Source organism: Lysinibacillus sp. FSL M8-0355 (genome assembly GCF_038008985.1).
Taxonomy (GTDB): Bacteria; Bacillota; Bacilli; order Bacillales_A; family Planococcaceae; genus Lysinibacillus; species Lysinibacillus fusiformis_D.
Genome location: NZ_JBBPAI010000001.1, coordinates 964,472 through 990,018 on the forward strand (window position 1 = coordinate 964,472; position 25,547 = coordinate 990,018).

Consider the following 25,547-nt stretch of genomic DNA (forward strand, 5'->3'; position numbering starts at 1 on the left):
ACAGGTAAAGAGAAATTTCTAAAGCAGCAATGATATCCAAGCATAGCAAAGCTCACTTGAGTGTTTTAGAGATAATGAAAAAGCTAGCTCTTCACAATGAAGAACTAGCTTTTAATTTTTAAAAAATAGGTTTTCGTTCTTTTATTACCCGAATTGTTTTCAATGTTGTATCCTCGGGTCCTTGTACTGGTAAACCTGCTTCAATATTCATTTGAATATAATGAATATTTTCTTGTGTAATTATTTCCCCGGGAATAAAAATCGGAATTCCAGGAGGATAGACCATAATAAATTCTGCACAAATACAGTTATCTGCTTCTGCAAGAGGAACGACTTCTGTATCGGCATAAAAGGCATCACGTGGTGACATGGCAAGAGCTGGGATTTCTGGTACATTCACTACAGCTTCTGTGATAGCCGCTTCAGAATCGAATGCTTTTGACATACGAGTGAGTGCATTTACTAAAAGATTAATTTCTTTTTTCGTATCTCCCAATGTCACTAAACATAAAATATTGTAAAGGTCAGACAGTTCCACTTCAATATTGGCATTATATCGTAACCATTCCTCAGCTCTATGCCCAGAAATACCTAAATCTTTTACACTGATAAGCAGTTTTAATGGGTCCATATCATAGGTCGCCGATGAATGTAATTTTTCCTTACCTGCACACTTTAAATGCGCTATTTGATTGATGCGTTTACGCGCATCTTTTGCTAAACGCAATGCATCGTCGATTAAATCATATCCATGAATGGCTAGCTGGCGACGAGCTGTGTCAAGCGAAGCGAGTAATGGATATGAAGTCGATGTCGTTGTTAGCATGGAAAAGACAGCTTGTACACGTTTCGCTGAAACAAGACCTTCACGGACATTTAAAATGGAAGTTTGCGTCATGGAGCCACCGAGCTTGTGTACACTTGTTGCTGCCATATCTGCACCTGCCTCCATTGCTGAATACGGTAGGTCATCATGGAATTTTATGTGTACACCATGTGCTTCGTCTACGACTACTGGAATCTGACGATCATGAGCGATTTCGACAATGCGCTTTAAATCAGCTGTAAAGCCAAAATAAGTTGGATTAATAACAAGTACAGCTTTTGTGTCTGGATAAGCATTCAACGCTTTTTCGACAGCTTCAGGCGATATGCCATGAGAAATTCCATATTCACTGTCGACTTCTGGGTGAATAAAAATTGGAATTGCACCAGCGAATACAATCGCCGACATAATAGATTTATGAACATTCCGTGGCACTAGAATCTTATCACCTGGGCCGACGACGGTCAGAATCATCGTCATGATGGCGCCACTAGTACCTTGAACGGAAAAGAATGTATGATCAGCACCAAAGGCTTCAGCTGCAAGGCTTTGTGCTTCTTTAATAGCACCCTTTGGTGAATGTAAATCGTCTAGTGGAGCAATATTAATTAAATCAATTGATAAAACGTTGTCGCCGACGAATTCTCGGAAAGCAGGGTCCATCCCTTGCCCTTTCTTATGGCCTGGAATATGGAATTGAATTGGATGTCTGTTCCGATGTTTAAGTAATACGTCGAACAATGGAGTCTCTAGTTGTGACAACGCAGGTACCACCTCACTTTATAATATCTAAGAAAACAAATGAATTATAGCACCTAACGGCACGAAAAAATAGACTTTTCATAAAAATAAAAGGTTTTTTTCAGGATAAAGAGAAATTAGTATCGAACGAAAGGGGAGGTACTATGAATTGGAATACACGTGTGACGGAGCTTTTGCAGGTTAAATACCCCATTATTCAAGGAGGGTTAGCCTATTTAGCATATGCTGATTTAGCGGCAGCTGTATCGAATGCTGGCGGTCTAGGGCAAATAACAGCCATGAGCTTACGAGATCCTGATTTATTACGAGCAGAGATCCAGAAAGTCCGAACATTAACAGATAAACCGTTTGGCGTAAACTTTGCGATTGGTCTGCATGGTATAGGCTTTGAGGAGATGGTGCGCGTTGCAGTTGAGGAAGAAGTACCAGTTATTACGATGACTGGAGGAAACCCAGCACCTATTTTTGAGTTGCTAAAAGGAACAGCTATCAAAAAATTGGTACTTGTAGCTGCTCGTAGACAAGCCCAAAAAGCTGAACAACTAGGAGCAGATGCTGTGATGGTTGTTGGTCAAGAGGGGGGAGGTCATCTTGGGCGAGATGACGTTGGCACAATGGTGCTAGTTCCTCAAGTGGTTGATAGTGTGAAAATTCCAGTCATTGCTTCTGGAGGCATTGGTGATGGGCGTGGTTGGCTAGCTGCACACGCATTGGGAGCTGAAGGCATTGAAATGGGCACACGCTTTATTGCCACAAAAGAATGTGTCGATGCATCAGAAGCTTATAAAGAGGCTCTGCTTGCTAGTATGGAGGCTGATACGACGATTATTAAGCGTTCTATCGGCGCGCCAGCACGAGCTTTACGTAATGAGTTTACGACAAAGATTTTAGAAATTGAGGAAAAAACACCAACATATGAGGCTTTAAAAGATTATATCAGTGGTTCAGCCAATAAGCGTTTTATTTACGATGGCAATCAAAATGAAGGCTTTGGCTGGGCTGGTCAAGTGACAGGAATGATTCACGATATCCCAACCGTAGCGGAACTCATCAATCGAATGGTTGCAGAAGCTGAAAGTATCCGGTTAAAATGGGGGCAATAACATAAAGGTGGTTTTGTCGAATGGAATATTCTTATCCGTTTTCAACTGATTGGTCCACAGAGGAAATTGTGGATGTCGTTCAATTCTTTGAAGGAATTGAGAAAGCTTATGAAAAGGGCATCAAGCGTGAAGTCATGCTGGCTAAATATCGTCGCTTTAAAGAGATTGTTCCATCTCAAGCAGAGGAAAAAACAATTTTTCGAGAATTCGAAGAGGCAAGTGGCTATATTAGCTATCCTGTCGTCAAACAGACCAAGGAAGCTGAAGATGGGATGCTTATAAAAATTGTCCCTAAAAACGGGCGATAAAAAATGGATGTGAGCACAACTCACATCCATTTTTTTAATTTTTTGTGTTAAAAAACGACATTTTGCATAAACTACATCAATAAAAATCATCATTAAATGAATCTAAGTAAAACTATTTTCCAACAATGACGTTGTAAAGAGGAAGTAAGCGATTAAATGTTTCCTCTGTTAATTGTTGTAACTCGCTAGCTGTTAGCTTTGTCGCTTGCTCTTTTGGAATGTGACGACCAACCAAGAACTCACCTTTTTTGACATCTCGCAGTCGTATAAGCAATGCTTCAAGCTTGTCTTCTTTTGCCTCTTCGAGAGAAATGGCCTCAGGGGACATATGATCACCTGACACAATAAAATCAGTAGGAAGTTGCTCCAATAAAGATTTATGGGCAAGTAAACGCTCAGCCATAACATTTTTTTGCGGTGCTTCATAAATAATAGCTAAGACGATGAATAAATGTGTGTGCCATAGACCAATCTGAAAGTGAGGCAATGATTTATAACCTCTTTTATAGGGAGCGAAGGCAACCCAACTATCCTTTGGTGGGTTGACAGTTCTTCGAGCATGTTTGGCAACATGAGGGAAGAATTCTTCACCTAGTTGGCTAGAGAAATAAGCAGAAAAGTCTTCTCCTAGCTGATTGAATTTTGGACGTACAAGGGAAGTTAAAGCATCCATTCTTTGTTCTAAACCGTCTATTGTAAAAACATTAAAGTCTTTGTTTGTCCACTTTGTTTTTGGCAATTTTATTTTACTCCTTTCGTTTTATAAGGTTTATTTTACGCTGATTTTGGGAAAAAATCTTATAACAAGAACTTTATCGAAATAAAAAAGTTTTTGTAAAAAAAATTAAAAAAGGAAGTGTTTTTTATGAAACCTATCGTAAAAATTATACGTAAAGTTGACATTGAAAAGCAATATGAACACATTTTACAATTAGAATTAGATTATGAATTAGCATCACTCTTTGAGGCGATGAATGAAAAAAATGATATTGAAATTGAAAAAAGTAAAAAACGTCTGGCTGAAATACAGATGGAACTTGAAAGCTTGCACGCCTATGCGTAATCAAAATTTAATACCAATTTAAAAAATCACTTGCTGAATATTCCGACAGCAGGTGATTTTTATTGTGACAAAGGGTAAAATAGAAATTATATCAAATTGCAGTCCTCTGTTTTTTTATAGTCGAAACAAATGGTTAAGTGATGGAAAAGGTATGAGGAGCATAAAGAGAGCGAGAGAGCCTTTTCTTATATTCGAAGGGTGGGTTTTGAGTGCATTTACAACAAATAGATGAATTTGCAAAAAGTATCATTTTTGAAGCTGGAAGACGTATTCGAGAGGCTTTTTCGTATAATCTAGTTATTGAGACAAAATCAGGTGCAAATGATCTCGTTACCAATATTGACCGAGAGACCGAATTATTTTTTATCGAGCAAATTAAAGCTTTTGATCCAACCCATAAAATTTTAGGGGAAGAAGGAATGGGCGAAAAGGTCGAATCATTAGATGGTGTTGTCTGGATTATTGATCCGATTGATGGCACGATGAATTTCGTCAAACAACATCGTCATTTTATGATTTCTATCGGTATTTTTGTAAATGGTGTTGGAAAGTTAGGGTACATATTTGATGTCATGCGAGAGGATTTATTTAATGCCATTGAAGGTCAAGGGGCATGGTATAATGATTCACCATTGCGTAAACTACAGTCTGTCTCAATGGAGGAGTCGGTCATAGGCATTAATGCACATTGGGTGGCACCCAATCGACATATCCACCATGAAAAGGTGATAGAAATGGTTCGCAAAGTGCGTGGTACACGATCCTACGGGTCAGCGGCAATGGAAATTGCCTTTGTTGTTAGTGGCAAACTAGATGCATATGTCTCCATGCGACTAGCACCATGGGATATTGCAGGCGGAACCATCATTGCTCAGGAGGTTGGGGCAGTTGCAACAAATTTACATGGAGAAGGCTTTGATTTCCTCCATCAAGATACTTTTATCATCGCCAATCCTTCCATCCATAAAGAATTATTAGAAAAATATATTGTGCCGTACGATTAAATAAAAAGGAGCCGTCTAGTAACTAGACAGCTCCTTTTCATGTTGATTGCTTATTTTTTCAGTGGGTTTTCAACCAGCTAAATTAACATCTGCCAAGGCATACTTGATTAAAGTAAGCCTTGTGTACGTAGTTTACGCTTCATTTTAAAGGCTGTCATGAAAATGACACAAGTTGCCACAATACCTGCTATTGCACCAAATACACTACTAGCCGCAACAGAATAGCCGATAGAGCACATTGCTAGTACAGCTGCTAATGCATAGATAGCCATTACGATTTTTGCACGATTCATAGCCTAGCCTCCTATATAAAAAATTTGTAAATCAAATATATTTTTTAGAATGATGGAAATTCTAATAAGGACATTTCTATCCTTCTTGTGCTATAATATCACAGTTAAACATTCGAAAAAAGAATATGGAGTGGAATAATGACAAACTTACGTCAAGATCTTCGCAATATCGCAATTATCGCCCACGTTGACCATGGTAAAACTACCTTAGTCGACCAATTACTAAAACAATCAGGTACATTCCGTTCAAACGAACGTGTTGAAGAACGTGCAATGGACTCTAATGATATTGAACGCGAACGTGGTATTACGATTTTAGCTAAAAATACAGCAGTAAACTATGAAGGAACTCGTATCAACATCCTTGATACGCCTGGACACGCTGACTTCGGTGGTGAGGTAGAACGTATTTTAAAAATGGTAGACGGCGTTTTACTAGTTGTCGATGCGTATGAAGGTTGTATGCCTCAAACACGTTTCGTACTGAAAAAAGCATTAGAACAACGCTTAACACCAATCGTTGTTGTTAATAAAGTAGACAAAGATTCAGCTCGTCCACTAGAAGTAGTGGATGAAGTGCTTGAATTATTTATCGAGTTAGGTGCAGATGACGATCAATTAGATTTCCCTGTTGTCTATGCTTCAGGTGTAAATGGTACAGCTTCTTTGGACGCAGATCCATCTAAACAAGAAGAAAATATGAAATGTCTATTCGAAAAAGTGATCGAGGCTATTCCAGCACCAGTAGATAACTCAGAAGATCCATTACAATTCCAAGTAGCTCTACTTGACTATAATGACTTCGTTGGACGTATCGGAATTGGTCGTGTATTCCGTGGAACAATTTCTGTAGGTCAACAAGTTGCACTGATGAAATTAGACGGTACAGTGAAAAACTTCCGTGTAACGAAAATCTTTGGTTTCTTCGGTTTAAAACGTGAAGAAGTAGAGACAGCAAAAGCTGGTGATTTAATCGCCGTTTCAGGTATGGAAGATATCAACGTTGGTGAAACAGTTTGTCCTGTTGAACACCAAGAAGCGCTTACACCATTACGTATTGATGAGCCGACTTTACAAATGACATTTTTAGTAAACAATTCGCCATTCGCAGGTCGTGAAGGGAAATGGGTTACTTCTCGTAAAGTAGAAGAGCGTTTACGTGCTCAATTACAAACGGACGTATCTTTACGTGTTGAAGATACTGATTCTCCAGATGCTTGGACAGTTTCAGGTCGTGGTGAGCTTCATCTATCAATTCTTATTGAAAATATGCGTCGTGAAGGTTTCGAATTACAAGTATCTAAACCGCAAGTAATCGTGCGTGAAATCGACGGCGTAAAATGTGAGCCATTCGAACGTGTTCAAATCGATGTACCAGAAGAAAATGTTGGTTCAATTATTGAATCAATTGGTGCACGTAAAGGTGAAATGCTTGATATGGTGAACAACGGCAGTGGTCAAGTTCGTTTAACGTTCTTAGTGCCAGCTCGTGGTTTAATTGGTTATACTACTGAATTCATGTCGATGACAAAAGGTTTCGGTATCATCAACCATACGTTTGATTGCTACCAACCATTACTACCAGGTAAAATTGGTGGACGTCACCAAGGTGTACTAGTTTCAATGGAAACTGGTAAATCAACAACTTATGGGATGATGCAAATTGAAGACCGTGGTACACTGTTCTTGGAGCCAGGTACAGATATTTACGAAGGTATGATCGTTGGAGAAAATACTCGTGACGCTGATATCACTGTAAACATCACAAAAATGAAACAAAAAACAAACATCCGTTCAGCAAATAAAGACCAAACGAATGTTATTAAAAAACCACGTATTTTATCTTTAGAAGAAGCGCTTGAATACCTAGGTGATGACGAGTACTTAGAAATCACACCAGAATCTATTCGTCTGCGTAAAAAAATTCTTGATAAAAATGAACGTGAGAAAGCAGCGAAAAAATTACGTAACGCAGAACAATAATTTTCCGCTGACATGAAAGGAAGAGGAGTCTTGGATATTAAGTCCGCTTTATTGGGTGAACTAAATGTTATTCAAGTTGCTGCACAGACAAGTTCCGATGAAACAACAAGAGTTTATGGAAGAATGGCGGGTATAACTAGATTTTTATACGAAAATTTACCAAGCTATGAAATTGCAGGCTATGTTGTATTTCTTCTTGTATTTGCACTTTCTGCCATTGTCTATAAGTTAGGCTTTGCCAAGAAATTAAAACTATCTCAAAACATTATTATTTATGCGTTCCTATTTTTAGGTTGTATCATGCTAACGTTTTTCGCCCTATTCTTGCCAATGATTGAGGGTCTGATTGTGGCAGCCTTAATTTTAATCGTATATAAAACAAGATTATGGCGTGAAAAAAGAGAAGAGCAACAAGCTACCAATCAGTAACAAGTATGTATTTTATAATAAGAATTTTTATACAGTCTTAGCGATTATTACGCTAAGGCTGTTTTCTTTTGTATCAATTCTCGAGCTTGTTCGAAAAGTGCCTTCTCAAAAATATTATTTGATGTACCTGACGCTAAATAATTGCTAAATCAAAATAAATTGGTAGGCACCGAAATCTTCTAATGTGAATAAGTTAATGTCGATAGGCTTATTTTCATCACATCAAGGAGGAAAGGGAATGCGTGGGCTTACAAAAGGTTTGCTATTAGGTGTCATTGCTTTGTTACTCCTTTCTTTGACAGCATGTAATAAAGCAGAGCTAGAAAAAGTCAAAGTAGGAGAAGTAACTCGTTCAATTTTCTATGCGCCACAATATGTAGCACTTGAGAAAGGATTCTTCGAGGAGGAGGGTCTTTCTGTTGAGCTACAAACGATTGCAGGTGGCGATAAAACTATGACGGCGTTACTGTCAGACGGGATTGATATTGCTTTAGTTGGATCAGAGACATCTATTTATGTCACTTTACAAGGTGCTAATGATCCCATTCAAAATTTTGCACAGTTAACACAAACTGACGGTACTTTTTTAGTAGCAAGAGATAAAATGAATAATTTTTCGTGGGATCAATTAAAGGGCTCAACATTTTTGGGGCAACGTAAAGGCGGTATGCCTCAAATGGCAGGAGAATTTGTGTTGAAAAAACATGGCATTGACCCTGGAGATGATTTAACACTTATTCAAAATATTGATTTTGCCAATATTGCTACTGCTTTTGCCTCAGGTACTGGTGACTATGTACAATTATTTGAACCAACTGCGAGCGTCTTTGAGAAAGAGGGGAAAGGCTATATCGTAGCTTCGTTTGGAACGGAGTCTGGCAATCTTCCTTACACGTCTTTTATGGCAAAAAGTAGTTATTTAAAGGATGAAGCGAAAACGGTTCAGGCTTTTACAAATGCATTGCAACGAGCACAGGATTTTGTACAAAATGAGAGTTCAGCAGAAGTAGCAAAAATTATTCAGCCATATTTTGAAAATGTCGATATAGCGATCATTGAAACCGTGATTGAGCGTTACAAAGCGCAGGGCTCTTATGCTACTGACCCAGTTCTCGATGAAGGAGAGTGGGATAACTTGCAAACAATTATGGAGGAAGCAGGTGAACTTCCTCAACGAGTGGAATATGAAAAACTTGTGAATACAACCTTTGCCAAAAAGGCTGCTGAGTAATATGGAATTTTTACAGCTGGAGAACATTCACCATAGTTATTTTTCAAACACACAGGCAAAGGAAGTATTACGTGATATTAGTCTAGCGATTCGTGAAGGAGAATTTGTGTCCTTTATTGGACCGAGTGGCTGTGGGAAAACAACATTATTATCAATTATTGCAGGATTATTTCCTGCAACTGAAGGCAAGGTCTATATAGATGGTGAAGAGCTATCAGCACATAATCAATCTAGTATTGGCTATATGCTTCAGCAAGATTATTTATTTCCGTGGAAGACCATTGAGGAAAATGTAACAATCGGTTTGAAAATTATGGAACGAAGCAATAAAACACATAAAGTGACAGCCAATGCACTGTTGCAGGAAATTGGCTTACCACATGTCGGGAATAATTATCCACGAGAATTATCAGGAGGTATGCGACAGCGTGTGGCTCTTGCTCGCACATTAGCCGTAAACCCAAAAATATTATTATTAGATGAACCATTCTCCGCTTTGGATTATCAGTCGAAATTAAAGCTTGAGGATTTAGTTGTGGAGACCTTAAAAACGTATAAAAAGACGGCTATTCTTGTAACACATGATATTGGCGAGGCTATCGCGATGAGTGAGCGTGTCTTTCTATTTTCAGCCAATCCAGGGGCATTGCACAGAGTGTTTGAAATACCTGATGCTCTTCGTGAGCTGTCACCCTTTGATGTAAGACAGCATCCAGCCTATACAGATGTTTTCCAAACCATTTGGAAGGAGCTGGAGAGTCTTGGATAACACATTATTTAAACAATATCAGCAATTACTAAAAAAAGAAAAACGCTTTGTACGGTTATATCAGCTTATCATTCTACTGCTATTCTTTGGTGGGTGGGAGCTTCTTTCAAGACTAGAGTGGATTGATCGTTTAATATTTAGCTCACCGACACATGTTTGGCATACATTTATTGAAAAAGTAAGTGATGGTACATTAACATTACATGTTGGTGTGACATTAATGGAGACGGTGATTGGTTTTATTGCTGGTACTTTACTTGGAACATTAATCGCTATAGTATTGTGGTGGTCTCCGCTACTATCAAAGGTTCTCGACCCTTATTTAGTAATTTTAAATGCGATGCCAAAAGTTGCGCTCGGCCCTATTTTGATCGTTGCGCTCGGACCAGGCTATTTTTCCATTATCGCCATGGGTGCATTGATTTCCATCATTATTACAACCATTGTTGTGTATACAGCCTTCAAAGGTGTCGATCCAAATTATAGTAAGGTCTTACAAACATTTGGGGCAACTAGATGGCAAATCTTTCGTGAAGTAATTTTGCCAGCTTCATTTCCTACGATTATTTCAACTTTGAAAGTTAATGTTGGCTTATCATGGGTAGGGGTGATTGTAGGTGAATTTTTAGTAGCTTCAAAAGGGCTTGGTTATTTAATTATTTATGGCTTCCAAGTATTTAATTTTAACCTTGTGCTCATGTCGCTTCTGATCATTGCGTTTTTTGCGACCATTATGTATCAAGTAGTTGAATTGGTTGAAAAAATAATTATTAAAAATAACGGATAAAAGAGGTTCTCTATAGTTGAGGTACTTCTCAGACTGTTGACAAAAGGAATCGAGTGTGAACTTCTCGATTCCTTTTGTCATTTTTGATACCTTTTTTTCCATTCGCAAAGACATGCTTCAAGGTTCCTCTGCGCTTTGCATAGATTTGTTTAATATTATAAGGATGTTGTAAATATTCAACTTCCGCTACCACGATTCCCCGATAGGACGTTGAATGAGTTTCTGATGATTATTACTTTTTGTTCATTGTAATAAGGCTTAGGCGAGGGCACTTAATACAAATCAAAGGATTTGGTTTATTTGGGTAATATTCCACATTGAATGTGGTTTCTTTCATAGTTTGGGCATGGAGCCAATGCAAAAGATAAATAGAATAAATGTAAGAAAACATACTTGGACGTCCATAAGCTGAAGGGAGTTTTTCTACTAAGTTAAACGACAATCGATAGCAGCCTCTAGTATCCATACTAAGTAAACTTTGGGTATTAATGGATCAATCGCTAATTGTTCACGTTTATTGGTTTGCTTCATGGATTATCACCACAAAGGTTTACTTTTCATCAATACATGTAGATGGAGTACTTTATGTAAAAGTTGATTGGAACGAATGGCAGTGACTCCGCCCACGAAAAGCGTCCACCTGTAGTGGAAAGTAAAAGAAAAAAGACTGAAGGCAAACGCTCGATTTTTTTGAGTTTGTCTTCAGTCTGAGAGGTGTCTCTATAGTTGAGGCACCTCTTTTTAATCTGTCATTTAGTTAAAATTCTTTATCCATTTGAGGTGAAGTACGATAAAAACGGAAATTGCCCGTTTCTATTCGTGCAAACGTATTTTCTTTAATACGATCATGACAAATTGTACACATATACGTATGAATTGGACGATTACGTAACTTCTTTGCTAAAGGCAGATTATCATCTAAATTATCAATCGTATCGCAAATAACGCATTTTACGCGCATTGCCTTCCCTCCTATTCAGCGCGAATGGCTGATATGTTTTTAATAGGATTGTCAATATTTGAACCATCTTTTAATAATACATGGATTGGGCCATCTTCTAAAAGAGGCTTGCCGTCTTGGCTATATTTTAATATTAGTGTTGAAGCTTCTTCAATTGTGAATGGGAATTCTTGTCCATCTTTGCATTCTAAAACAATTTTTGTCGCTTCAGGTTTAATTTCAGCATTCTTCAAGAAATGACTTAATTGGATACCAAAAGTACCTGTTTCCATTCCTTTACGGTCAAATTTACGCTCTGATTTTAATGTAGGTGGGAATGTGGCCCCCTCCATAATTTCACGAGACCAGTGAGCACCAACCTCACGCATATATTTGATGTCAGAATCTTCCTCAATGTTTTGTGTCGTAAAGTAAGTGTTTAAATCTAATTTACGATCGTCGAATATCCATACAGTGGGATCTAATGTTAGTTGGTATGAGACGGCACCTGTGATAGGAATTATTGTTTCCATAATAGAAATCCTCCTTAAATCTTGTATATCCATGACATAGTATAACGCTAATGCCTAGAGATAATAAAGAAATATAAACCGAATTCTCTATTTTCCAATGAAGACACTTGCATTTTTAACGACTAGAAGATAAACTTTATTAAGATAGAATCGAAGAAATATCAGATAATGGGGGCGTCCTCATGGATACGAAATCACAAACTTCTTTTCAAGAGAAGGCTTTGGAGCTATTAGTTGCTGATGCAGACAAGATTGCTCGCCTTATTCGAGTACAAATGGATCATTTAACAATGCCACAATGCCCTTTATATGAGGAAGTATTAGATACACAAATGTTCGGCCTATCACGTGAAATCGATTTTGCTGTGAAGCTTGGACTGATTGAACGTGATAAAGGCAAAGAAATTCTCGATTCACTCGAGAAGGAACTGTCTGTGTTGCACGACGCGTATACAGACAAATAAAAAGAAAAACTCAAACGCTTCTTTGCGCTTTGAGTTTTTTTACTAGAACGAGGTTTTCTAATGAGACAATACTTAAAAAGATATGCACAAAATTTTGATTACCCCTTATTTTTTACGGTCCTATTATTAAGTTTATTTGGGTTAATAATGATTTACAGTTCAAGTATGATGGTAGCGATTGCGCAAAAAGAGCAAGCACCTGATTTTTTTTATCAAAAACAAGTTACCAATTTATTGGTGGCATTTATTGGTTTTATAGTGGCAGCCTTTTTCCCCTACAAGCATTATTCGAATAAGAACATTATGTTATTACTAACGATCATACTAGCGGTGTTATTCACATGGTTAAAATTGTTTGGTCACGGGGCAGATCAAGTAGGCTCTCAGAGTTGGATTGCTATTCCAGGATTAGGGAATTTTCAACCTTCGGAATATGCGAAACTATTTATTATTTTATATTTTGCAGCTGCTTTTTATAGAAAAGCGCAAAAACATACGTTTGAAAAGCTACAACCAACTGAAATTTTTTATCCCATTTTCCTATGGATTTTAGTGGTTGCTGGGGTAGCTTTCGAAACAGACTTAGGAGCAGTTATTATTCTGTGTGGAATAGCTGTATCTGTAGTAGCTTCAAGTGGCATTCCCTTTAAAACATTTTGGAAGTTCTTTGGTGTATTAGTAGCCTTCGGTACAGCAATCCTTGGTATCCTTTTGCTATTCAAGGGGGAACTACTGACTGATAACCGTAAAGGACGGATTCTATCTTATTTAAATCCGTTTGAATATGAGAGTGGTAGTGGTCACCAAGTGGTGAATAGTTATTATGCCATTGGCGGAGGTGGCTTAGAAGGACGTGGTCTTGGTCAATCGATTCAAAAATTAGGGTACTTACCTGAACCACAAACAGATTTTATAATGGCGATTATAATGGAGGAATTGGGAATATGGGGAGTTTTAATTGTCTTAGGTGGTTTAGGATTTATTGTATATAAAGGTTTTTCCATTGCATTACGAACAAAAGATCCGTTGGCACGCATGATTGCAGCTGGTATTGCGAGTTGGATAGGCTGGCAATCGTTTATTAATCTTGGGGGGATAACCGGGTTAATCCCGTTAACCGGTGTAACGTTACCTTTTATAAGCTATGGCGGTACATCTATAATCATTCTATCTTTAGCGATGGGAATATTAATCAATGTTTCTATGTTTGAAAAGGTAGAGAGGAAAAAAACACAATCATAAAGGGGGATATCTATGGAATCAATCAACAAAATTCTCGTAGCTAATCGAGGAGAAATTGCAATTCGTATTTTCCGTGCCTGTACGGAGCTGAATATCCAAACCGTTGCCATCTATTCAAGGGAAGATAGTGGTGCCTTTCATCGCTTTAAAGCTGATGAAGCTTATTTAGTGGGAGCTGGCAAGAAACCAATTGATGCCTATTTAGATATTGAAGGTATTATTGCCATCGCAAAAGATGCAGATGTTGATGCGATTCATCCAGGGTATGGTTTTTTATCAGAAAACGTGGAATTTGCACGTCGCTGTGAAGAAGAGGGGATTGTCTTTATTGGACCAACTTCTCAGCATTTAGATATGTTTGGGGATAAGGTCAAAGCACGTTCGCAAGCTATTGCGGCTGAGATTCCTGTTATTCCTGGTACAGATGGTCCTGTAGCCGATCTAGCAGAGGTAGAGGCATTTGCTAACGATTATGGCTTTCCAGTTATGATTAAAGCGGCACTTGGCGGTGGTGGGCGTGGGATGCGTCTTGTGCATACACCAGAGGAGCTTGCTTCTTCTTATGAAAGGGCAAAATCAGAGGCAAAGGCTGCTTTTGGATCTGATGAGGTGTATGTTGAAAAGGCCATCATCAAACCAAAACATATTGAAGTACAAATTATTGGCGATCAGCAGGGCAATATTGTGCATTTATATGAACGTGATTGCTCGATTCAACGTCGTCATCAAAAAGTGGTTGAGATTGCGCCATCCCATTCGATTTCACAAGAGTTAAGAAATCGTATTTGTGATGCTGCGGTGAAATTAATGAAGAATGTCTCGTACATAAATGCAGGGACAGTGGAATTTTTAGTTGCAGGAGAAGATTTTTATTTCATCGAGGTGAACCCTCGCATTCAAGTAGAACATACGATTACAGAAATGATTACAGGTGTCGATATTGTCCATGCCCAAATTAAGGTGGCAGCAGGCTATGGTCTACACAGTGAAGAAATTCATATGCCGAAGCAAGAGGATATGCCAATGATTGGCTATGCTATTCAGGCTCGTGTGACAACGGAAGACCCTGCTAATGACTTTATGCCGGATACAGGAAAATTAATGGTTTACCGTTCAAGTGGCGGTTTCGGTGTGCGTTTAGATGCAGGGAATGGATTCCAAGGTGCTGTCGTTACACCATACTATGATTCTTTACTAGTGAAAATCTCAACATCAGGCATGAACTTTAAAGAAGCTGCTGCGAAAATGGATCGTAATTTAAAAGAATTCCGTATTCGTGGTGTCAAAACAAATATCCCGTTTTTAAATAATGTCGTCACACATGAAAAATTTTTATCAGGTGCTTTTGATACAAGCTTTATTGATACAACACCAGAGTTATTTGAATTCCCTGTTCGAAAGGACCGAGGAACTAAGCTGCTAAGCTATATTGGGAATGTTACATTAAACGGCTTCCCTGGAGTAGAGAAAAAATCTAAGCCCATTTTTGTGCGACCGAACATACCTAAAATCGATCCACTTATTGTGCCACCAGCAGGTACAAAGCAAATTTTAGACACACAAGGGGCAGATGGCTTAGTACAATGGATTTTAGCACAGGATGATGTACTGCTAACAGATACAACATTCCGTGATGCTCATCAATCCCTGCTCGCTACACGTGTTCGATCACAGGATATGTATCAAATTGCTGATGCAACAGCTCGTATGATGCATCAACTATTCTCGCTGGAAATGTGGGGTGGGGCAACATTTGATGTAGCCTATCGTTTCTTGAAAGAAGACCCGTGGGAGCGTTTAGCCAAACTACGTGAGCAAGTGCCAAATGTGTTATTCCAAATGTTATTGCGTGGAGCCAATGCTGTTGGTTATACGAACTATCCTGACAATTTAATCCGTGAATTTATCGCCGAATCGGCAGCATCAGGCATTGATGTCTTCCGCATTTTTGATAGCTTGAACTGGATTAAAGGCATGGAAGTAGCTATTGATGCAGCGCGTCAATCTGGAAAAATTGCGGAAGCGGCGGTTTGCTACACAGGAGATATTCTGGACGACAGTCGTGCCAAATATTCGGTGCAATATTATAAAGATATGGCGAAAGAGCTTGAAGCAGCAGGTGCCCATATTTTAGCGATTAAAGATATGGCTGGTTTATTGAAGCCAGAAGCAGCTTATCGTTTAATTTCCGAGTTAAAAGAGACGACAAGTCTGCCAATCCACTTGCATACACATGACACAAGTGGTAACGGGATTTATTTATATGCGAAAGCCATTGAAGCAGGAGTAGATATCATTGATACAGCTCTTGGCTCTATGGCTGGCTTAACATCTCAGCCAAGTGCAAACTCTTTGTACTATGCGATGAAGGGCGGTAAACGCGAGGTACGTGCGGATATAGATGCTTTAGAGAAATTATCGTACTACTGGGAAGATGTACGTAAATACTATAAAGATTTTGAAAGTGGTATGATCAGCCCACATTCTGAAATTTATGTGCATGAGATGCCTGGTGGACAATATAGTAACTTACAGCAGCAAGCAAAAGCAGTGGGTCTTGGCGATCGTTGGGAAGAAGTAAAACATATGTATTCCCGTGTAAATCTACTATTTGGTGATATTGTTAAAGTAACACCATCTTCCAAAGTGGTAGGCGACATGGCACTTTTCATGGTGCAAAATGATTTAGATGAAAACACAGTGCTAACTCGAGGGCAAACGATTGATTTCCCAGATTCTGTTATTGAATTCTTCCAAGGCTATCTTGGACAGCCACATGGCGGATTCCCAGAGGCACTACAGCAGGTTGTGCTCAAAGACCGCCAAGCAATTACAGTTCGTCCAGGAGAGTTATTAGAGCCTATTCAGTTTGAACAATTAGAGACTGTACTGGAGGATAAGTTAAATCGTCCTGTTACGAAAAAGGATGTATTAGCCTATGCACTCTATCCAAAAGTCTTTGAAGAGTATGCGAAAACGGAAGAATCCTTCGGCAATATTTCGGTTCTAGACACACCTACATTCCTATATGGCTTAAAGCTAGGGGAAATTATTGAAGTCGAAATCGAAAAAGGAAAAACGTTAATTATTAAACTTGTTTCCATTGGTGAACCTCAGCACAATGGGACGCGTGTTCTGTACTTCGAGTTAAACGGACAATCTCGTGAATTGGTTATTCAAGATATGACCGTAGAGATAGATGGTAATCTAGCTTTAAAAGCAGATCCAAGCAATCCAAATCAAATTGGTGCTACAATGCCAGGTACTGTGTTAAAAGTCGTTGTTTCCAAAGGTAGTCCAGTTAAACGCGGTGACCACCTATTAATCACAGAAGCAATGAAAATGGAAACAACCGTTCAAGCACCGAAAGACGGCGTTGTGAAAGAGGTTTATGCAAGTGCAGGGGATGCCATTTCAACAGGGGATTTATTGATTGAAATTGAATAAATAATCATGAAAAAGGTTATGAGATGCTATTTGAGCATCTACATAACCTTTTTCATTGTATTTAAATATTAAATCCTTTAAAATTTGATTAAGTAATCAAAAAAATAATTAATTAATCAGAAGGAGGATCTATGGATAGCCATAAAAACACGTTTATTCAGGAAGCTAGAAAGCAACAAATTATTGCAGCAACTATAACGACGCTAGATGATATTGGTTATATCAAGGCAAGTTTAGCACAAATTGCTAAACGGGCTACTATCAGTACAGCATTAATTTCATACCATTTTGCAGATCGTCAAGATTTGATCGACCAAAGCCTGCAAGCGTTACTTGAACAATCCGCAACATTTATTTTGACAAAAACATATGCTGCCGATGATCCAGCTACACAATTGGCAAATTTCATAGAGGCAAGTATTGCTTATCAAGCGACACATCCGAAGGAGAATGCGGCATTATTAGAAATTATATTCAATGCTCGTACAGCTGAGGATGTTCCTTATTATAAAATTTCGGATGATGGTGAAGATCCTTTATTGAAGGCTTTATGTAAAATATTAGAGGATGGTAAAGAACAGGGGACATTTACTGTTGACTCTGTCCAGGTGATGGCAAAAGTGATTCAAGGTGCTATTGGTGAATATATGCTAATAGGGGGACCGATTTCGGTTGAGGCAGAGGAATATAGTCAAGAAGTAATTAAGATTATGTGGACAGCAATGAAAGTAGAGGGACATAAAAATGCTTAAAGCACTATTTAATTGGATGTTTGTCATTGGTTTAATTCTATTAGGAGGTCGTCTTGTAACGGTTATTTGTCGATATTTCGATATTCCTTTTACAACATTTTTTAAAGACTATGCGCTAGTATCTATGATTATTTTAATTGTAGGAATTATAGGAACGGAGACCTTGAAGAAACAAAAATAAGAATCATAGAAAAAAGATTCGTCACATAATAGGTGGCGAATCTTTTTTGATAGCCTATTTCTTTTTTTCATTATAATTACTACGAGCAACTAACATGATCATGTAGCATAATAGACCGAATAAAAGGGAAATGAATAATGAATGCAGTAAAGCGACTGTTAAATTCAGTCTAGTGAGGACTACTAACATACCAGCAATCACTTGTAAAACTACTATAGTAAAGGCAATAACCCATCCATAGTAAATAACACGTTGATTTTTATATTCTTTCACAGCGTGCCAAGTTATGTATGCAATCCAAATGAAAATAATAAGAACAGCTAGTCGATGTCCCATTTGCACCCACTCGTACATGTTATTCGGTAGTGCGAAAGGTGTTTCATTATAGCAAAATGGCCAGTCAGGACAAATTAAGCTCGAATCTGTATGACGAACTAACGCCCCTGTATAAACAACTAAATAAGAATAAATTGTGACAGCAATTGTATGCCAACGTAACTTTTTACCAATAAATACGTTATCGGCATCAAATTTTCGATCGACCTCAAATACAATCATAGAAAGAAGAAGAACCGCAGCAAAGGAAATAAGAGAAATCCCAAAATGAAGTGCAAGGATGAAATCACCTTGTCCCCATAATACTTGAGCTGCTCCAATAAGAGCTTGTGCGATTAAGAAAAACATCGCTAAGAAACCTAATAGCTTTACTTCACGAATATGTCCGAGTTTACGCCATGTCCAAATGGTTAACACAAGAATTGAAATAGATACGACTCCAGTTACAAGACGATGTGAAAATTCAATCAGGACTTCTGGTGTAATCTCCTTTGGAATAAGAGATCCATTACAATCAGGCCAGTTTCGACCACAGCCTAAGCCACTATCTGTTTTGGTAACGAGAGCTCCACCTAGTAATATAAGGAGCATCCCTACTGTAGCGGCAACAGCAAACCACTTTAAATACCTGTTGTGTTGCATAAAATGAGTCACCTACTTTATCTATCAACATTACAAGAGCGTAATGTTTCTGCTACTAGATAATATCGAAAATACGTATAAAAAACAACTTGTAAAGAGAAGGGAGTAATAGATGTCGAACCCATTTCACAAATTGTTCATAATTTCGTGCTTTAACCTTCACAATTCATTTTAGAAAATGTTTTACTATAGATATGTTGTTTTTATTTATATTTCTAGACAAAACTAATTTTTACAACTTCATCTAAATTTCACTTAATGTCTAGAAATCAATCGCAAATTTCGCTATAGTTATTGTTAGCGGAATATGCTTACAAAAATGAAAGGAGAGGTATTATGTCAAACGGTCGTACACTGGCGGCTACTAGAAATACTGGCCCAGAAACAACATCTGTTGTAAAAGATTTCTTAGCACTAATAAAAATTGGCATCGTTAACTCGAATCTTGTCACAACGTTTACAGGGATGTGGCTGGCTTTTCAGTTTACTAGTAGACATTTCTTGCAAGAGCTTGATGTTATATTCTACACCATGCTGGGTGCGGCATTAATCATTGGTGGCTCAGGTGCAATGAATAACTTCATTGATCAGGATATTGATCCTATCATGAAAAGAACAAAAGCAAGACCGACAGTGACTGGCAGATTCAAGCCGAATTTTGTATTGACCATTGCCCTCTCATTTTTAATTGTAGGTGAAATTTTGTTATTTGCGGCATCGTTTGCAGCCGGCATGTGGGGACTAGCAGGAATATTTGCTTATGTCGTTCTGTATTCAATGTGGTCAAAGAGGAAGCATGTTAGTAACACGGTTGTAGGAAGTATTTCAGGGGCTATACCTCCGGTTATTGGATTTGCAGCGGTTGAACCTGCTTTAGGTCTAGGAGCACTTGCCTTATTTCTTATTATGTTTGCATGGCAGCCACCACATTTCTATGCGCTTGCTATGAAACGTACGGAGGAATATCGTGCAGCTAAAATACCAATGCTACCTGTAGTAAAGGGATTTAAACGTACAAAGTACTCAATGTTATTCTGGATTCTTTTATTATTACCGTTACCTTTCCTTTTACCAGAGCTTGGAATTGGCTTTTTAACTCTTGCCACTGCATTGAATTTGGGTTGGTTAATACTAGCTCTGAAAGGCTTTACAACAAAAGATGATATGAAGTGGGCAAATAAAATGTTTATTTATTCGTTGAATCATATGACCATACTATTTGTAGCCATCATAATATTTGCGCTGTTTAGCTAAAGTTAGGAATTCTTTCTTTTTTTTAAGAATTCATATAGACAGAACTAATGTCCTAGGAACACATGAAAATACAACAAAGAAAGAGGGGTTTAATTAAGCATGATGAAAGGGCTTAAAAAATGGCGTCTTTTTTCACTTCTAGCAGTGATGATGGTTTTCCTTTCAGGTTGTGGTGAAGATTATCTTTCTACACTAAAACCATCTGGAGAAGTAGGTAAACAACAATTAAATTTATTACTGTTAACTACTATAATTATGACGCTAGTAGTAGTAATCGTATCCGTTATTTATTTACTTGCATTCCTAAAATACCGTCGTTCACGCGTTGGTGAAAATGTTATCCCTAAGCAAGTAGAGGGTAGTCACACATTAGAAGTGATTTGGACAGTTATACCGATTATTTTATTATTAATTATCGCTGTACCAGTTGTTACAACTACTTATAAATTTGCAGATGTTGCTGCAATGGATGAGGTAGATGAAGAAGGGAATAAAACTGCCCTAACGATCAATGTAACAGCAAAATTATACTGGTGGGAATTCGAATACCCTAACCAAGGTATCGTAACGGCTCAAGAGCTAGTAGTACCAACAGGTGAAAAGGTTTACTTTAATTTAAAAGCTGCCGATGTTAAGCACTCATTCTGGATTCCTGCTGTAGGCGGTAAAATGGATACAAACGTAGAAAACTTAAACAAATTCTACTTAGTATTTGATAAAGAATCTAAAGATCTTAAAGATGGCGTATTTTATGGAAAATGTGCTGAATTATGTGGACCTTCACATGCATTAATGGACTTTAAAGTAAAAGCATTAAGCCCAGATGCATTTGACGCATGGGTTGATGCAATGAAAGCAACAGAAGGACAAATTGCTGACAAAGCTTCAACAGATCTTGGTGAAGCAACTTTTGCTAACAGCTGCTTAGGCTGTCACGCTATCTCAGGTTCAGGAGCAGGCGGTACACCAGGTCCAAACTTAACTACGTTTGGTGACCGTAACCGTGTTGCTGGTTTCTTAGAACACAATGAAGAAAACTTAAAAGCTTGGATTAAAAACCCAGAGGAATTTAAACCAGGTAACTTAATGATGAACGCTGAAGGCACTGCGCCTATTTACGGTGATTTATCTGATGAAGAAATTGAAGCTCTTGCAACTTATATCATGAGCTTATCAGTTGAAAAATAAATTTCGTTCTATGTAACAAATTTTGAGGGAGGTAAAAGTTGTGAGCTCATACACACAGAAAAAGGGCTTTGGAGCAACTGTCTGGGATTACATTACTACTGTTGACCATAAAAAGTTAGCAGTCATGTATTTATTAGCCGGCACATTGTTCTTCGCTATCGCTGGTTTTGAAGCGTTATTAATGCGTATTCAGTTAATGAAACCAAATAACGATTTCGTGTCAGCTGGTTTTTTCAATGAATTATTAACAATGCACGGAACAACAATGTTATTCCTAGCTGCTACTCCATTACTATTCGCATTTATGAACATGCTTGTACCATTACAAATTGGTGCGCGTGACGTTGCATTCCCGTTCCTTAACTCTTTAGGGTTCTGGTTATTCTTCCTAGGTGCTGTATTCCTTCACCTGTCATTCTTTATGGGTGGCGCTCCTGATGCGGGCTGGACTTCTTATGCATCATTATCTTTATATTCTCCAGGACATGGTATTGACTTCTATGTTCTTGGTTTACAAATTTCAGGGGCAGGTACATTAATTTCAGGTCTTAACTTCATCGTTACGATCATTACAATGCGTGCTCCTGGTATGACATTCATGCGTATGCCATTATTCACATGGACAGCTCTTGTATCAAGTGCATTAATTTTATTCGCATTCCCTCCATTAACAATTGGTTTATTAATGATGTTATTCGACCGTATGTTCGGTGGTAACTTCTTTGACCATACAATGGGTGGTAACACAGTAATTTGGGAGCACTTATTCTGGATCTTCGGACACCCAGAGGTTTATATCTTAGTATTACCGGCGTTCGGTTTATTCTCTGAGATTATTCCAGCATTCTCTCGTAAACGTTTATTCGGATACTCTTCAATGGTATTCGCAACAATTTTAATTGGTTTCCTAGGGTTCATGGTTTGGGCTCACCATATGTTTACAGTTGGTCTTGGGCCAACAGCAAACGCAATCTTCGCTGTTGCAACAATGGCAATCGCGGTTCCAACAGGTATGAAAGTATTCAACTGGATCTTAACTATTTGGGGCGGATCTATTAAAGTTACAACACCAATGCTTTATGCACTTGGTTTCATCCCGTCATTCGTTGCGGGTGGTGTTACAGGGGTAATGCAAGCATCTGCACCTCTTGACTATCAATTACACGATTCTTACTTTATCGTTGCTCACTTCCACTACGTAATCGTTGGTGGTATCGTTACAGCATTATTTGGTTCAGCGCACTTCTACTGGCCAATTTTCTTCAACCGTATGTTAAACGAAACGCTTGGTAAAATTACTTTCTGGGTATTCTTTATTGGATTCCATTTAACGTTCTTCGTTCAACACTTCTTAGGTTTAATGGGTATGCCACGTCGTGTATTCACTTACATGGAAGGTCAAGGTTGGGATCAGTTCAACTATATCTCTACAATCGGTGCATTAATGATGGGTGTAGGGGTTATCTTAATGGTAATCAACTGCTTAATGTCTATTAAAGGCAAGCCAGCAGGTCGCGACCCATGGGGCGATGGACGTACTTTAGAATGGTCTATTCCACAACCAATTCCATTCTACAACTTCCGTCAAACGCCACTTGTACGTGGTTTAGATCCATGGTGGATTGAAAAACAAGAAGGTAATAAAGAAGTGACATTTGCTGAGCCAATCGGTGATATTCATATGCCAAATAACTCAGCGATTCCATTCGTTATTTCATTAGGTATGTTTATTGCAGCATTCGGTGCACTTTACAATCCAGATGCAGATAAACCATGGTCTATCTATGTATTAATCATTGGTTTAGCTATTACATTTGGGGCGATGATTGTTCGTTCAGTTAAAGACGATCATGGTTTCCACTTACACAAAGAAGAAATTCTTGAAATTGAAGAACATCTTTACGGCAAAGGAGGAAATAAATAATGGATTTCAATACTAAATTTACTCCTCATACTTGGCCAGATCATCCTGAACAAGCTACGATGGAAGGTAAAAATAAAGTCGTTGGTTTCTGGATTTTCCTTGCCTGTGAAGTTGTACTTTTCGCAAGTTTATTCGCTACTTATTTAGCGCTTAAGAACAAAGGGCCAGCTGGCATGGAGTTCACAACTCAAGGTTTATTTGAATTACCATTAGCATTTGCTATGACGATGTTATTATTAACATCATCACTAACTTCTGTTTATGCAATTTACCATATGCGTAACTTTAACTTTAAAGGGATGCAAACTTGGTTAGCCATTACTTTAGCTTTAGGTCTTGGATTCTTAGCACTTGAAATCTATGAATTCCAACACTATGTGCACCTTGGTTTTACATTTAACCAATCTGCATTCGCAACTGCGTTCTATTCTTTAGTTGGTACACACGGTTTCCACGTAACTTTAGGACTTGTATGGATTGCAACTTTAATGATCCGTAATGCGAAACGTGGTTTAAACTTGTACAATGCACCTAAATTTTTCGTAGCTGCTTTATATTGGCACTTTATTGACGTTGTTTGGGTATTTATCTTTACAGTAGTTTACTTGATGGGAGTGATCGGATAATGTCTTCACACGATACACCTATAGTTGCTAAGTCACAGGCACAGTATGAGTATGATCGTCATCATAATGCCGTTCATATGCGTAAACAAGTAATCAACTTTGCGATCATGATTTTCTTTACGTTTATCGCATTCGCAGTAGTTGCAGCTGATTTTTCTAAATACTTAATCATGCCATTCGTATTATTATTGGCTGGTGTTCAAGTTGTACTTCAGCTTTATTCTTTCATGCACTTAGAGGACAAAAAAACACACTTTGGTGGTGTTATTGGCTTCTTCATGTGGATGGGGATGTTAATCGCATTTACATTCTTCTTAGCATTTTTAACAATCATTTGGTGGTAATCACCAAAAGAGCACGTTCGTTATTTGTACGAACGTGCTTTTTCTTATGTTTTAAAGTTGTGAAGGTTTCAAAAAGAGACAAACACTGTTAAACTTAACATTTGTTCACCTTTCGTTCATTGCAGTATAGCTGTAAGCGTTTTATAATAGGAGTACTGAAGTTTAAAGGAGTGCGTTCTATATGCCACTTAGTATATTTGGTTTCCAAGCATTGTGGAGTCCCTATTTAATAGGAGTTCTTGTTTTTATAACGATTATCTATTTTTTAGTCACAGTAAAGTGGCGTAATGATTTTAAAGTAAGTGAACCTTTGAAAAAGGGAGAAGCCATTTATTTCGTGTTAGCCATGATTACTATTTATATCATTAAAGGTTCTCCAGTTGATTTAATGGCTCACATTATGTTTACCATGCATATGGTTCAAATGGCGATCTTATTATTGCTTGTTCCGATTTTCTTAATTAAAGGAATCCCTTGGTGGGTTTGGAAAGTTGCGATTGAAGCACCGGTTGTTAGAACGTTGTTTAAAGTACTGACATTACCAGTTGTTGCAGTCTTTGTGTTTATTGGTCTATTTTCCTTCTATCATTTGCCTTCAGTATTAGATTACATTAAATTAAATGAAACATTACATGGTACCTATACATTTGTATTATTTCTTTCAGCTATTTTTATGTACTGGCCTTTAATTCAAAATATGCCTAATAGTGCTAAAATGAAGCCTTTGCATAAATTAGCCTATATTATTGCAAATGCTGTGTTAATTACACCTGCTTGTGGATTAATCATTTTTGCTCCTAATGCAATGTATGAGACATATACAAATGGTGATGCCTGGTTAAAAGCAATGGAGCTGTGTGTACCAGCCTCTACATTATCAGGCTTATCATTATCAGGACCAGAGCTGTTTACAGACATGAAACCTGTTGCAGACCAGCAATTAGGTGGCGTATTAATGAAAATCTTACAAGAGCTTATTTTTGGTGTATTAATTGGGACAATCTTTACGAGATGGTATCGTTCTGAACAAAAAGATCCAGATAAAATTACGGCTGATGCATTAGCTGCACACCAAAAAAAATGGGAAAGTCAACAGCAACATTAATTGTAATATAG

General features: G+C 38.0%; 26 protein-coding genes. 20 read left to right on the plus strand and 6 right to left on the minus strand.

Annotation, left to right across the window (positions count from 1 at the left end; genetic code table 11):
- Nucleotides 1-118 precede the first annotated feature (118 nt).
- Nucleotides 119-1,588 (minus strand): aminotransferase class I/II-fold pyridoxal phosphate-dependent enzyme, encoded by a 1,470-nt coding sequence (locus tag MKY46_RS04515; protein ID WP_058843449.1) that lies wholly within the window; start codon nucleotides 1,586-1,588, stop codon nucleotides 119-121.
- Between the two features lie 143 nt (nucleotides 1,589-1,731).
- Between MKY46_RS04515 and MKY46_RS04520 the strand changes: the two genes are divergently transcribed.
- Nucleotides 1,732-2,691 carry an NAD(P)H-dependent flavin oxidoreductase gene (locus MKY46_RS04520; RefSeq protein ID WP_340833804.1) on the plus strand — a complete coding sequence of 320 codons (960 nt, stop codon included), beginning with the start codon at nucleotides 1,732-1,734 and terminating at the stop codon, nucleotides 2,689-2,691.
- Nucleotides 2,692-2,711: 20 nt separating this feature from the next.
- Nucleotides 2,712-2,999 carry a UPF0223 family protein gene (locus MKY46_RS04525; protein ID WP_036125382.1) on the plus strand — a complete coding sequence of 96 codons (288 nt, stop codon included), beginning with the start codon at nucleotides 2,712-2,714 and terminating at the stop codon, nucleotides 2,997-2,999.
- A gap of 112 nt (nucleotides 3,000-3,111) precedes the next feature.
- Here the strand turns inward: MKY46_RS04525 and MKY46_RS04530 are convergent, their stop codons facing one another.
- The gene (locus MKY46_RS04530) at nucleotides 3,112-3,738 is read right to left on the minus strand and encodes a YktB family protein (RefSeq protein ID WP_036125380.1); all 627 of its coding nucleotides are present in this window, start codon (nucleotides 3,736-3,738) and stop codon (nucleotides 3,112-3,114) included.
- A gap of 126 nt (nucleotides 3,739-3,864) precedes the next feature.
- Here MKY46_RS04530 and MKY46_RS04535 point away from each other — a divergent pair, with 126 nt between their 5' ends.
- Together MKY46_RS04535 and MKY46_RS04540 are read left to right on the plus strand one after the other, a co-directional pair.
- Nucleotides 3,865-4,062, plus strand: a complete 198-nt coding sequence (locus tag MKY46_RS04535; protein ID WP_036125378.1) for a hypothetical protein — start codon at nucleotides 3,865-3,867, stop codon at nucleotides 4,060-4,062.
- 209 nt (nucleotides 4,063-4,271) lie between these two features.
- Nucleotides 4,272-5,066 carry an inositol monophosphatase family protein gene (locus MKY46_RS04540; RefSeq protein ID WP_036125376.1) on the plus strand — a complete coding sequence of 265 codons (795 nt, stop codon included), beginning with the start codon at nucleotides 4,272-4,274 and terminating at the stop codon, nucleotides 5,064-5,066.
- Nucleotides 5,067-5,173: 107 nt separating this feature from the next.
- Here the strand turns inward: MKY46_RS04540 and MKY46_RS04545 are convergent, their stop codons facing one another.
- A complete protein-coding gene (locus tag MKY46_RS04545; protein WP_036125374.1) occupies nucleotides 5,174-5,359 on the minus strand; it encodes a DUF5325 family protein in 186 nt (61 codons plus the stop codon).
- Nucleotides 5,360-5,497: 138 nt separating this feature from the next.
- Between MKY46_RS04545 and typA the strand changes: the two genes are divergently transcribed.
- The 5 genes from typA (at nucleotide 5,498) to MKY46_RS04570 (ending at nucleotide 10,558) form a co-directional block, all read left to right on the plus strand.
- A complete protein-coding gene (gene typA / locus MKY46_RS04550; protein ID WP_036125372.1) occupies nucleotides 5,498-7,342 on the plus strand; it encodes a translational GTPase TypA in 1,845 nt (614 codons plus the stop codon).
- Nucleotides 7,343-7,372: 30 nt separating this feature from the next.
- Nucleotides 7,373-7,771, plus strand: coding sequence for a YlaH-like family protein (locus MKY46_RS04555; RefSeq protein WP_036125369.1), 399 nt, complete (start codon nucleotides 7,373-7,375; stop codon nucleotides 7,769-7,771).
- Nucleotides 7,772-8,009: 238 nt separating this feature from the next.
- Entirely contained in the window at nucleotides 8,010-9,002 is a 993-nt protein-coding gene (locus MKY46_RS04560) for an ABC transporter substrate-binding protein (RefSeq protein ID WP_036125367.1), read from the plus strand.
- A gap of 1 nt (nucleotide 9,003) precedes the next feature.
- On the plus strand, nucleotides 9,004-9,771 hold the full coding sequence (locus MKY46_RS04565; protein ID WP_036125365.1) for an ABC transporter ATP-binding protein: 768 nt from the start codon (nucleotides 9,004-9,006) through the stop codon (nucleotides 9,769-9,771).
- Entirely contained in the window at nucleotides 9,764-10,558 is a 795-nt protein-coding gene (locus tag MKY46_RS04570) for an ABC transporter permease (protein WP_036125362.1), read from the plus strand. The genes MKY46_RS04565 and MKY46_RS04570 overlap by 8 nt, the downstream gene beginning before the upstream one ends.
- 757 nt (nucleotides 10,559-11,315) lie before the next feature.
- Here MKY46_RS04570 and MKY46_RS04580 read toward each other — a convergent pair.
- On the minus strand, nucleotides 11,316-11,519 hold the full coding sequence (locus MKY46_RS04580; RefSeq protein ID WP_036125360.1) for a YlaI family protein: 204 nt from the start codon (nucleotides 11,517-11,519) through the stop codon (nucleotides 11,316-11,318).
- Between the two features lie 11 nt (nucleotides 11,520-11,530).
- Entirely contained in the window at nucleotides 11,531-12,031 is a 501-nt protein-coding gene (locus MKY46_RS04585) for a hypothetical protein (RefSeq protein WP_036125357.1), read from the minus strand.
- 182 nt (nucleotides 12,032-12,213) lie between these two features.
- Here MKY46_RS04585 and MKY46_RS04590 point away from each other — a divergent pair, with 182 nt between their 5' ends.
- From MKY46_RS04590 to MKY46_RS04610, 5 genes are all read left to right on the plus strand, one after another.
- Entirely contained in the window at nucleotides 12,214-12,495 is a 282-nt protein-coding gene (locus MKY46_RS04590) for a YlaN family protein (RefSeq protein ID WP_036125355.1), read from the plus strand.
- A gap of 60 nt (nucleotides 12,496-12,555) precedes the next feature.
- Complete coding sequence (locus MKY46_RS04595) at nucleotides 12,556-13,737, plus strand: FtsW/RodA/SpoVE family cell cycle protein (RefSeq protein WP_036125352.1); 1,182 nt, start codon at nucleotides 12,556-12,558, stop codon at nucleotides 13,735-13,737.
- 12 nt (nucleotides 13,738-13,749) lie between these two features.
- Nucleotides 13,750-17,184 (plus strand): pyruvate carboxylase, encoded by a 3,435-nt coding sequence (gene pyc / locus MKY46_RS04600; protein ID WP_340833805.1) that lies wholly within the window; start codon nucleotides 13,750-13,752, stop codon nucleotides 17,182-17,184.
- 131 nt (nucleotides 17,185-17,315) lie between these two features.
- Nucleotides 17,316-17,936 carry a TetR/AcrR family transcriptional regulator gene (locus MKY46_RS04605; RefSeq protein ID WP_036125348.1) on the plus strand — a complete coding sequence of 207 codons (621 nt, stop codon included), beginning with the start codon at nucleotides 17,316-17,318 and terminating at the stop codon, nucleotides 17,934-17,936.
- A complete protein-coding gene (locus MKY46_RS04610) occupies nucleotides 17,929-18,117 on the plus strand; it encodes a hypothetical protein (RefSeq protein ID WP_036125343.1) in 189 nt (62 codons plus the stop codon). Before MKY46_RS04605 ends, MKY46_RS04610 begins: the two co-directional genes overlap by 8 nt.
- A gap of 54 nt (nucleotides 18,118-18,171) precedes the next feature.
- Here the strand turns inward: MKY46_RS04610 and MKY46_RS04615 are convergent, their stop codons facing one another.
- Entirely contained in the window at nucleotides 18,172-19,095 is a 924-nt protein-coding gene (locus MKY46_RS04615) for a COX15/CtaA family protein (protein WP_036125337.1), read from the minus strand.
- 336 nt (nucleotides 19,096-19,431) lie between these two features.
- On the opposite strand from MKY46_RS04615, the gene cyoE reads away from it, so the two are divergent.
- From cyoE to ctaG, 6 genes are all read left to right on the plus strand, one after another.
- Complete coding sequence (gene cyoE, locus MKY46_RS04620; RefSeq protein ID WP_036125331.1) at nucleotides 19,432-20,349, plus strand: heme o synthase; 918 nt, start codon at nucleotides 19,432-19,434, stop codon at nucleotides 20,347-20,349.
- Nucleotides 20,350-20,448: 99 nt separating this feature from the next.
- Complete coding sequence (gene coxB, locus MKY46_RS04625) at nucleotides 20,449-21,537, plus strand: cytochrome c oxidase subunit II (RefSeq protein WP_036125330.1); 1,089 nt, start codon at nucleotides 20,449-20,451, stop codon at nucleotides 21,535-21,537.
- Between the two features lie 40 nt (nucleotides 21,538-21,577).
- A complete protein-coding gene (gene ctaD / locus MKY46_RS04630; protein WP_036125328.1) occupies nucleotides 21,578-23,461 on the plus strand; it encodes a cytochrome c oxidase subunit I in 1,884 nt (627 codons plus the stop codon).
- Nucleotides 23,461-24,087 (plus strand): cytochrome c oxidase subunit 3, encoded by a 627-nt coding sequence (locus tag MKY46_RS04635; RefSeq protein ID WP_036125326.1) that lies wholly within the window; start codon nucleotides 23,461-23,463, stop codon nucleotides 24,085-24,087. The genes ctaD and MKY46_RS04635 overlap by 1 nt, the downstream gene beginning before the upstream one ends.
- Nucleotides 24,087-24,431 carry a cytochrome C oxidase subunit IV family protein gene (locus MKY46_RS04640; RefSeq protein WP_036125323.1) on the plus strand — a complete coding sequence of 115 codons (345 nt, stop codon included), beginning with the start codon at nucleotides 24,087-24,089 and terminating at the stop codon, nucleotides 24,429-24,431. Before MKY46_RS04635 ends, MKY46_RS04640 begins: the two co-directional genes overlap by 1 nt.
- Nucleotides 24,432-24,612: 181 nt before the next feature.
- Nucleotides 24,613-25,536 (plus strand): cytochrome c oxidase assembly factor CtaG, encoded by a 924-nt coding sequence (gene ctaG, locus MKY46_RS04645; RefSeq protein ID WP_036125321.1) that lies wholly within the window; start codon nucleotides 24,613-24,615, stop codon nucleotides 25,534-25,536.
- The last annotated feature ends 11 nt before the right edge of the window (nucleotides 25,537-25,547 follow it).

Coding starts and splice junctions, on each gene's coding strand:
- MKY46_RS04520 (WP_340833804.1), top strand. CDS start 1,732: ATGAATTGGAATACACGTGTGACGGAGCTTTTGCAGGTTAAATACCCC.
- MKY46_RS04525 (WP_036125382.1), top strand. CDS start 2,712: ATGGAATATTCTTATCCGTTTTCAACTGATTGGTCCACAGAGGAAATT.
- MKY46_RS04535 (WP_036125378.1), top strand. CDS start 3,865: ATGAAACCTATCGTAAAAATTATACGTAAAGTTGACATTGAAAAGCAA.
- MKY46_RS04545 (WP_036125374.1), bottom strand. CDS start 5,359: ATGAATCGTGCAAAAATCGTAATGGCTATCTATGCATTAGCAGCTGTA.
- typA (WP_036125372.1), top strand. CDS start 5,498: ATGACAAACTTACGTCAAGATCTTCGCAATATCGCAATTATCGCCCAC.
- MKY46_RS04560 (WP_036125367.1), top strand. CDS start 8,010: ATGCGTGGGCTTACAAAAGGTTTGCTATTAGGTGTCATTGCTTTGTTA.
- MKY46_RS04565 (WP_036125365.1), top strand. CDS start 9,004: ATGGAATTTTTACAGCTGGAGAACATTCACCATAGTTATTTTTCAAAC.
- MKY46_RS04580 (WP_036125360.1), bottom strand. CDS start 11,519: ATGCGCGTAAAATGCGTTATTTGCGATACGATTGATAATTTAGATGAT.
- MKY46_RS04585 (WP_036125357.1), bottom strand. CDS start 12,031: ATGGAAACAATAATTCCTATCACAGGTGCCGTCTCATACCAACTAACA.
- MKY46_RS04590 (WP_036125355.1), top strand. CDS start 12,214: ATGGATACGAAATCACAAACTTCTTTTCAAGAGAAGGCTTTGGAGCTA.
- MKY46_RS04595 (WP_036125352.1), top strand. CDS start 12,556: ATGAGACAATACTTAAAAAGATATGCACAAAATTTTGATTACCCCTTA.
- pyc (WP_340833805.1), top strand. CDS start 13,750: ATGGAATCAATCAACAAAATTCTCGTAGCTAATCGAGGAGAAATTGCA.
- MKY46_RS04605 (WP_036125348.1), top strand. CDS start 17,316: ATGGATAGCCATAAAAACACGTTTATTCAGGAAGCTAGAAAGCAACAA.
- MKY46_RS04610 (WP_036125343.1), top strand. CDS start 17,929: ATGCTTAAAGCACTATTTAATTGGATGTTTGTCATTGGTTTAATTCTA.
- MKY46_RS04615 (WP_036125337.1), bottom strand. CDS start 19,095: ATGCAACACAACAGGTATTTAAAGTGGTTTGCTGTTGCCGCTACAGTA.
- cyoE (WP_036125331.1), top strand. CDS start 19,432: ATGTCAAACGGTCGTACACTGGCGGCTACTAGAAATACTGGCCCAGAA.
- coxB (WP_036125330.1), top strand. CDS start 20,449: ATGATGAAAGGGCTTAAAAAATGGCGTCTTTTTTCACTTCTAGCAGTG.
- MKY46_RS04635 (WP_036125326.1), top strand. CDS start 23,461: ATGGATTTCAATACTAAATTTACTCCTCATACTTGGCCAGATCATCCT.
- MKY46_RS04640 (WP_036125323.1), top strand. CDS start 24,087: ATGTCTTCACACGATACACCTATAGTTGCTAAGTCACAGGCACAGTAT.
- ctaG (WP_036125321.1), top strand. CDS start 24,613: ATGCCACTTAGTATATTTGGTTTCCAAGCATTGTGGAGTCCCTATTTA.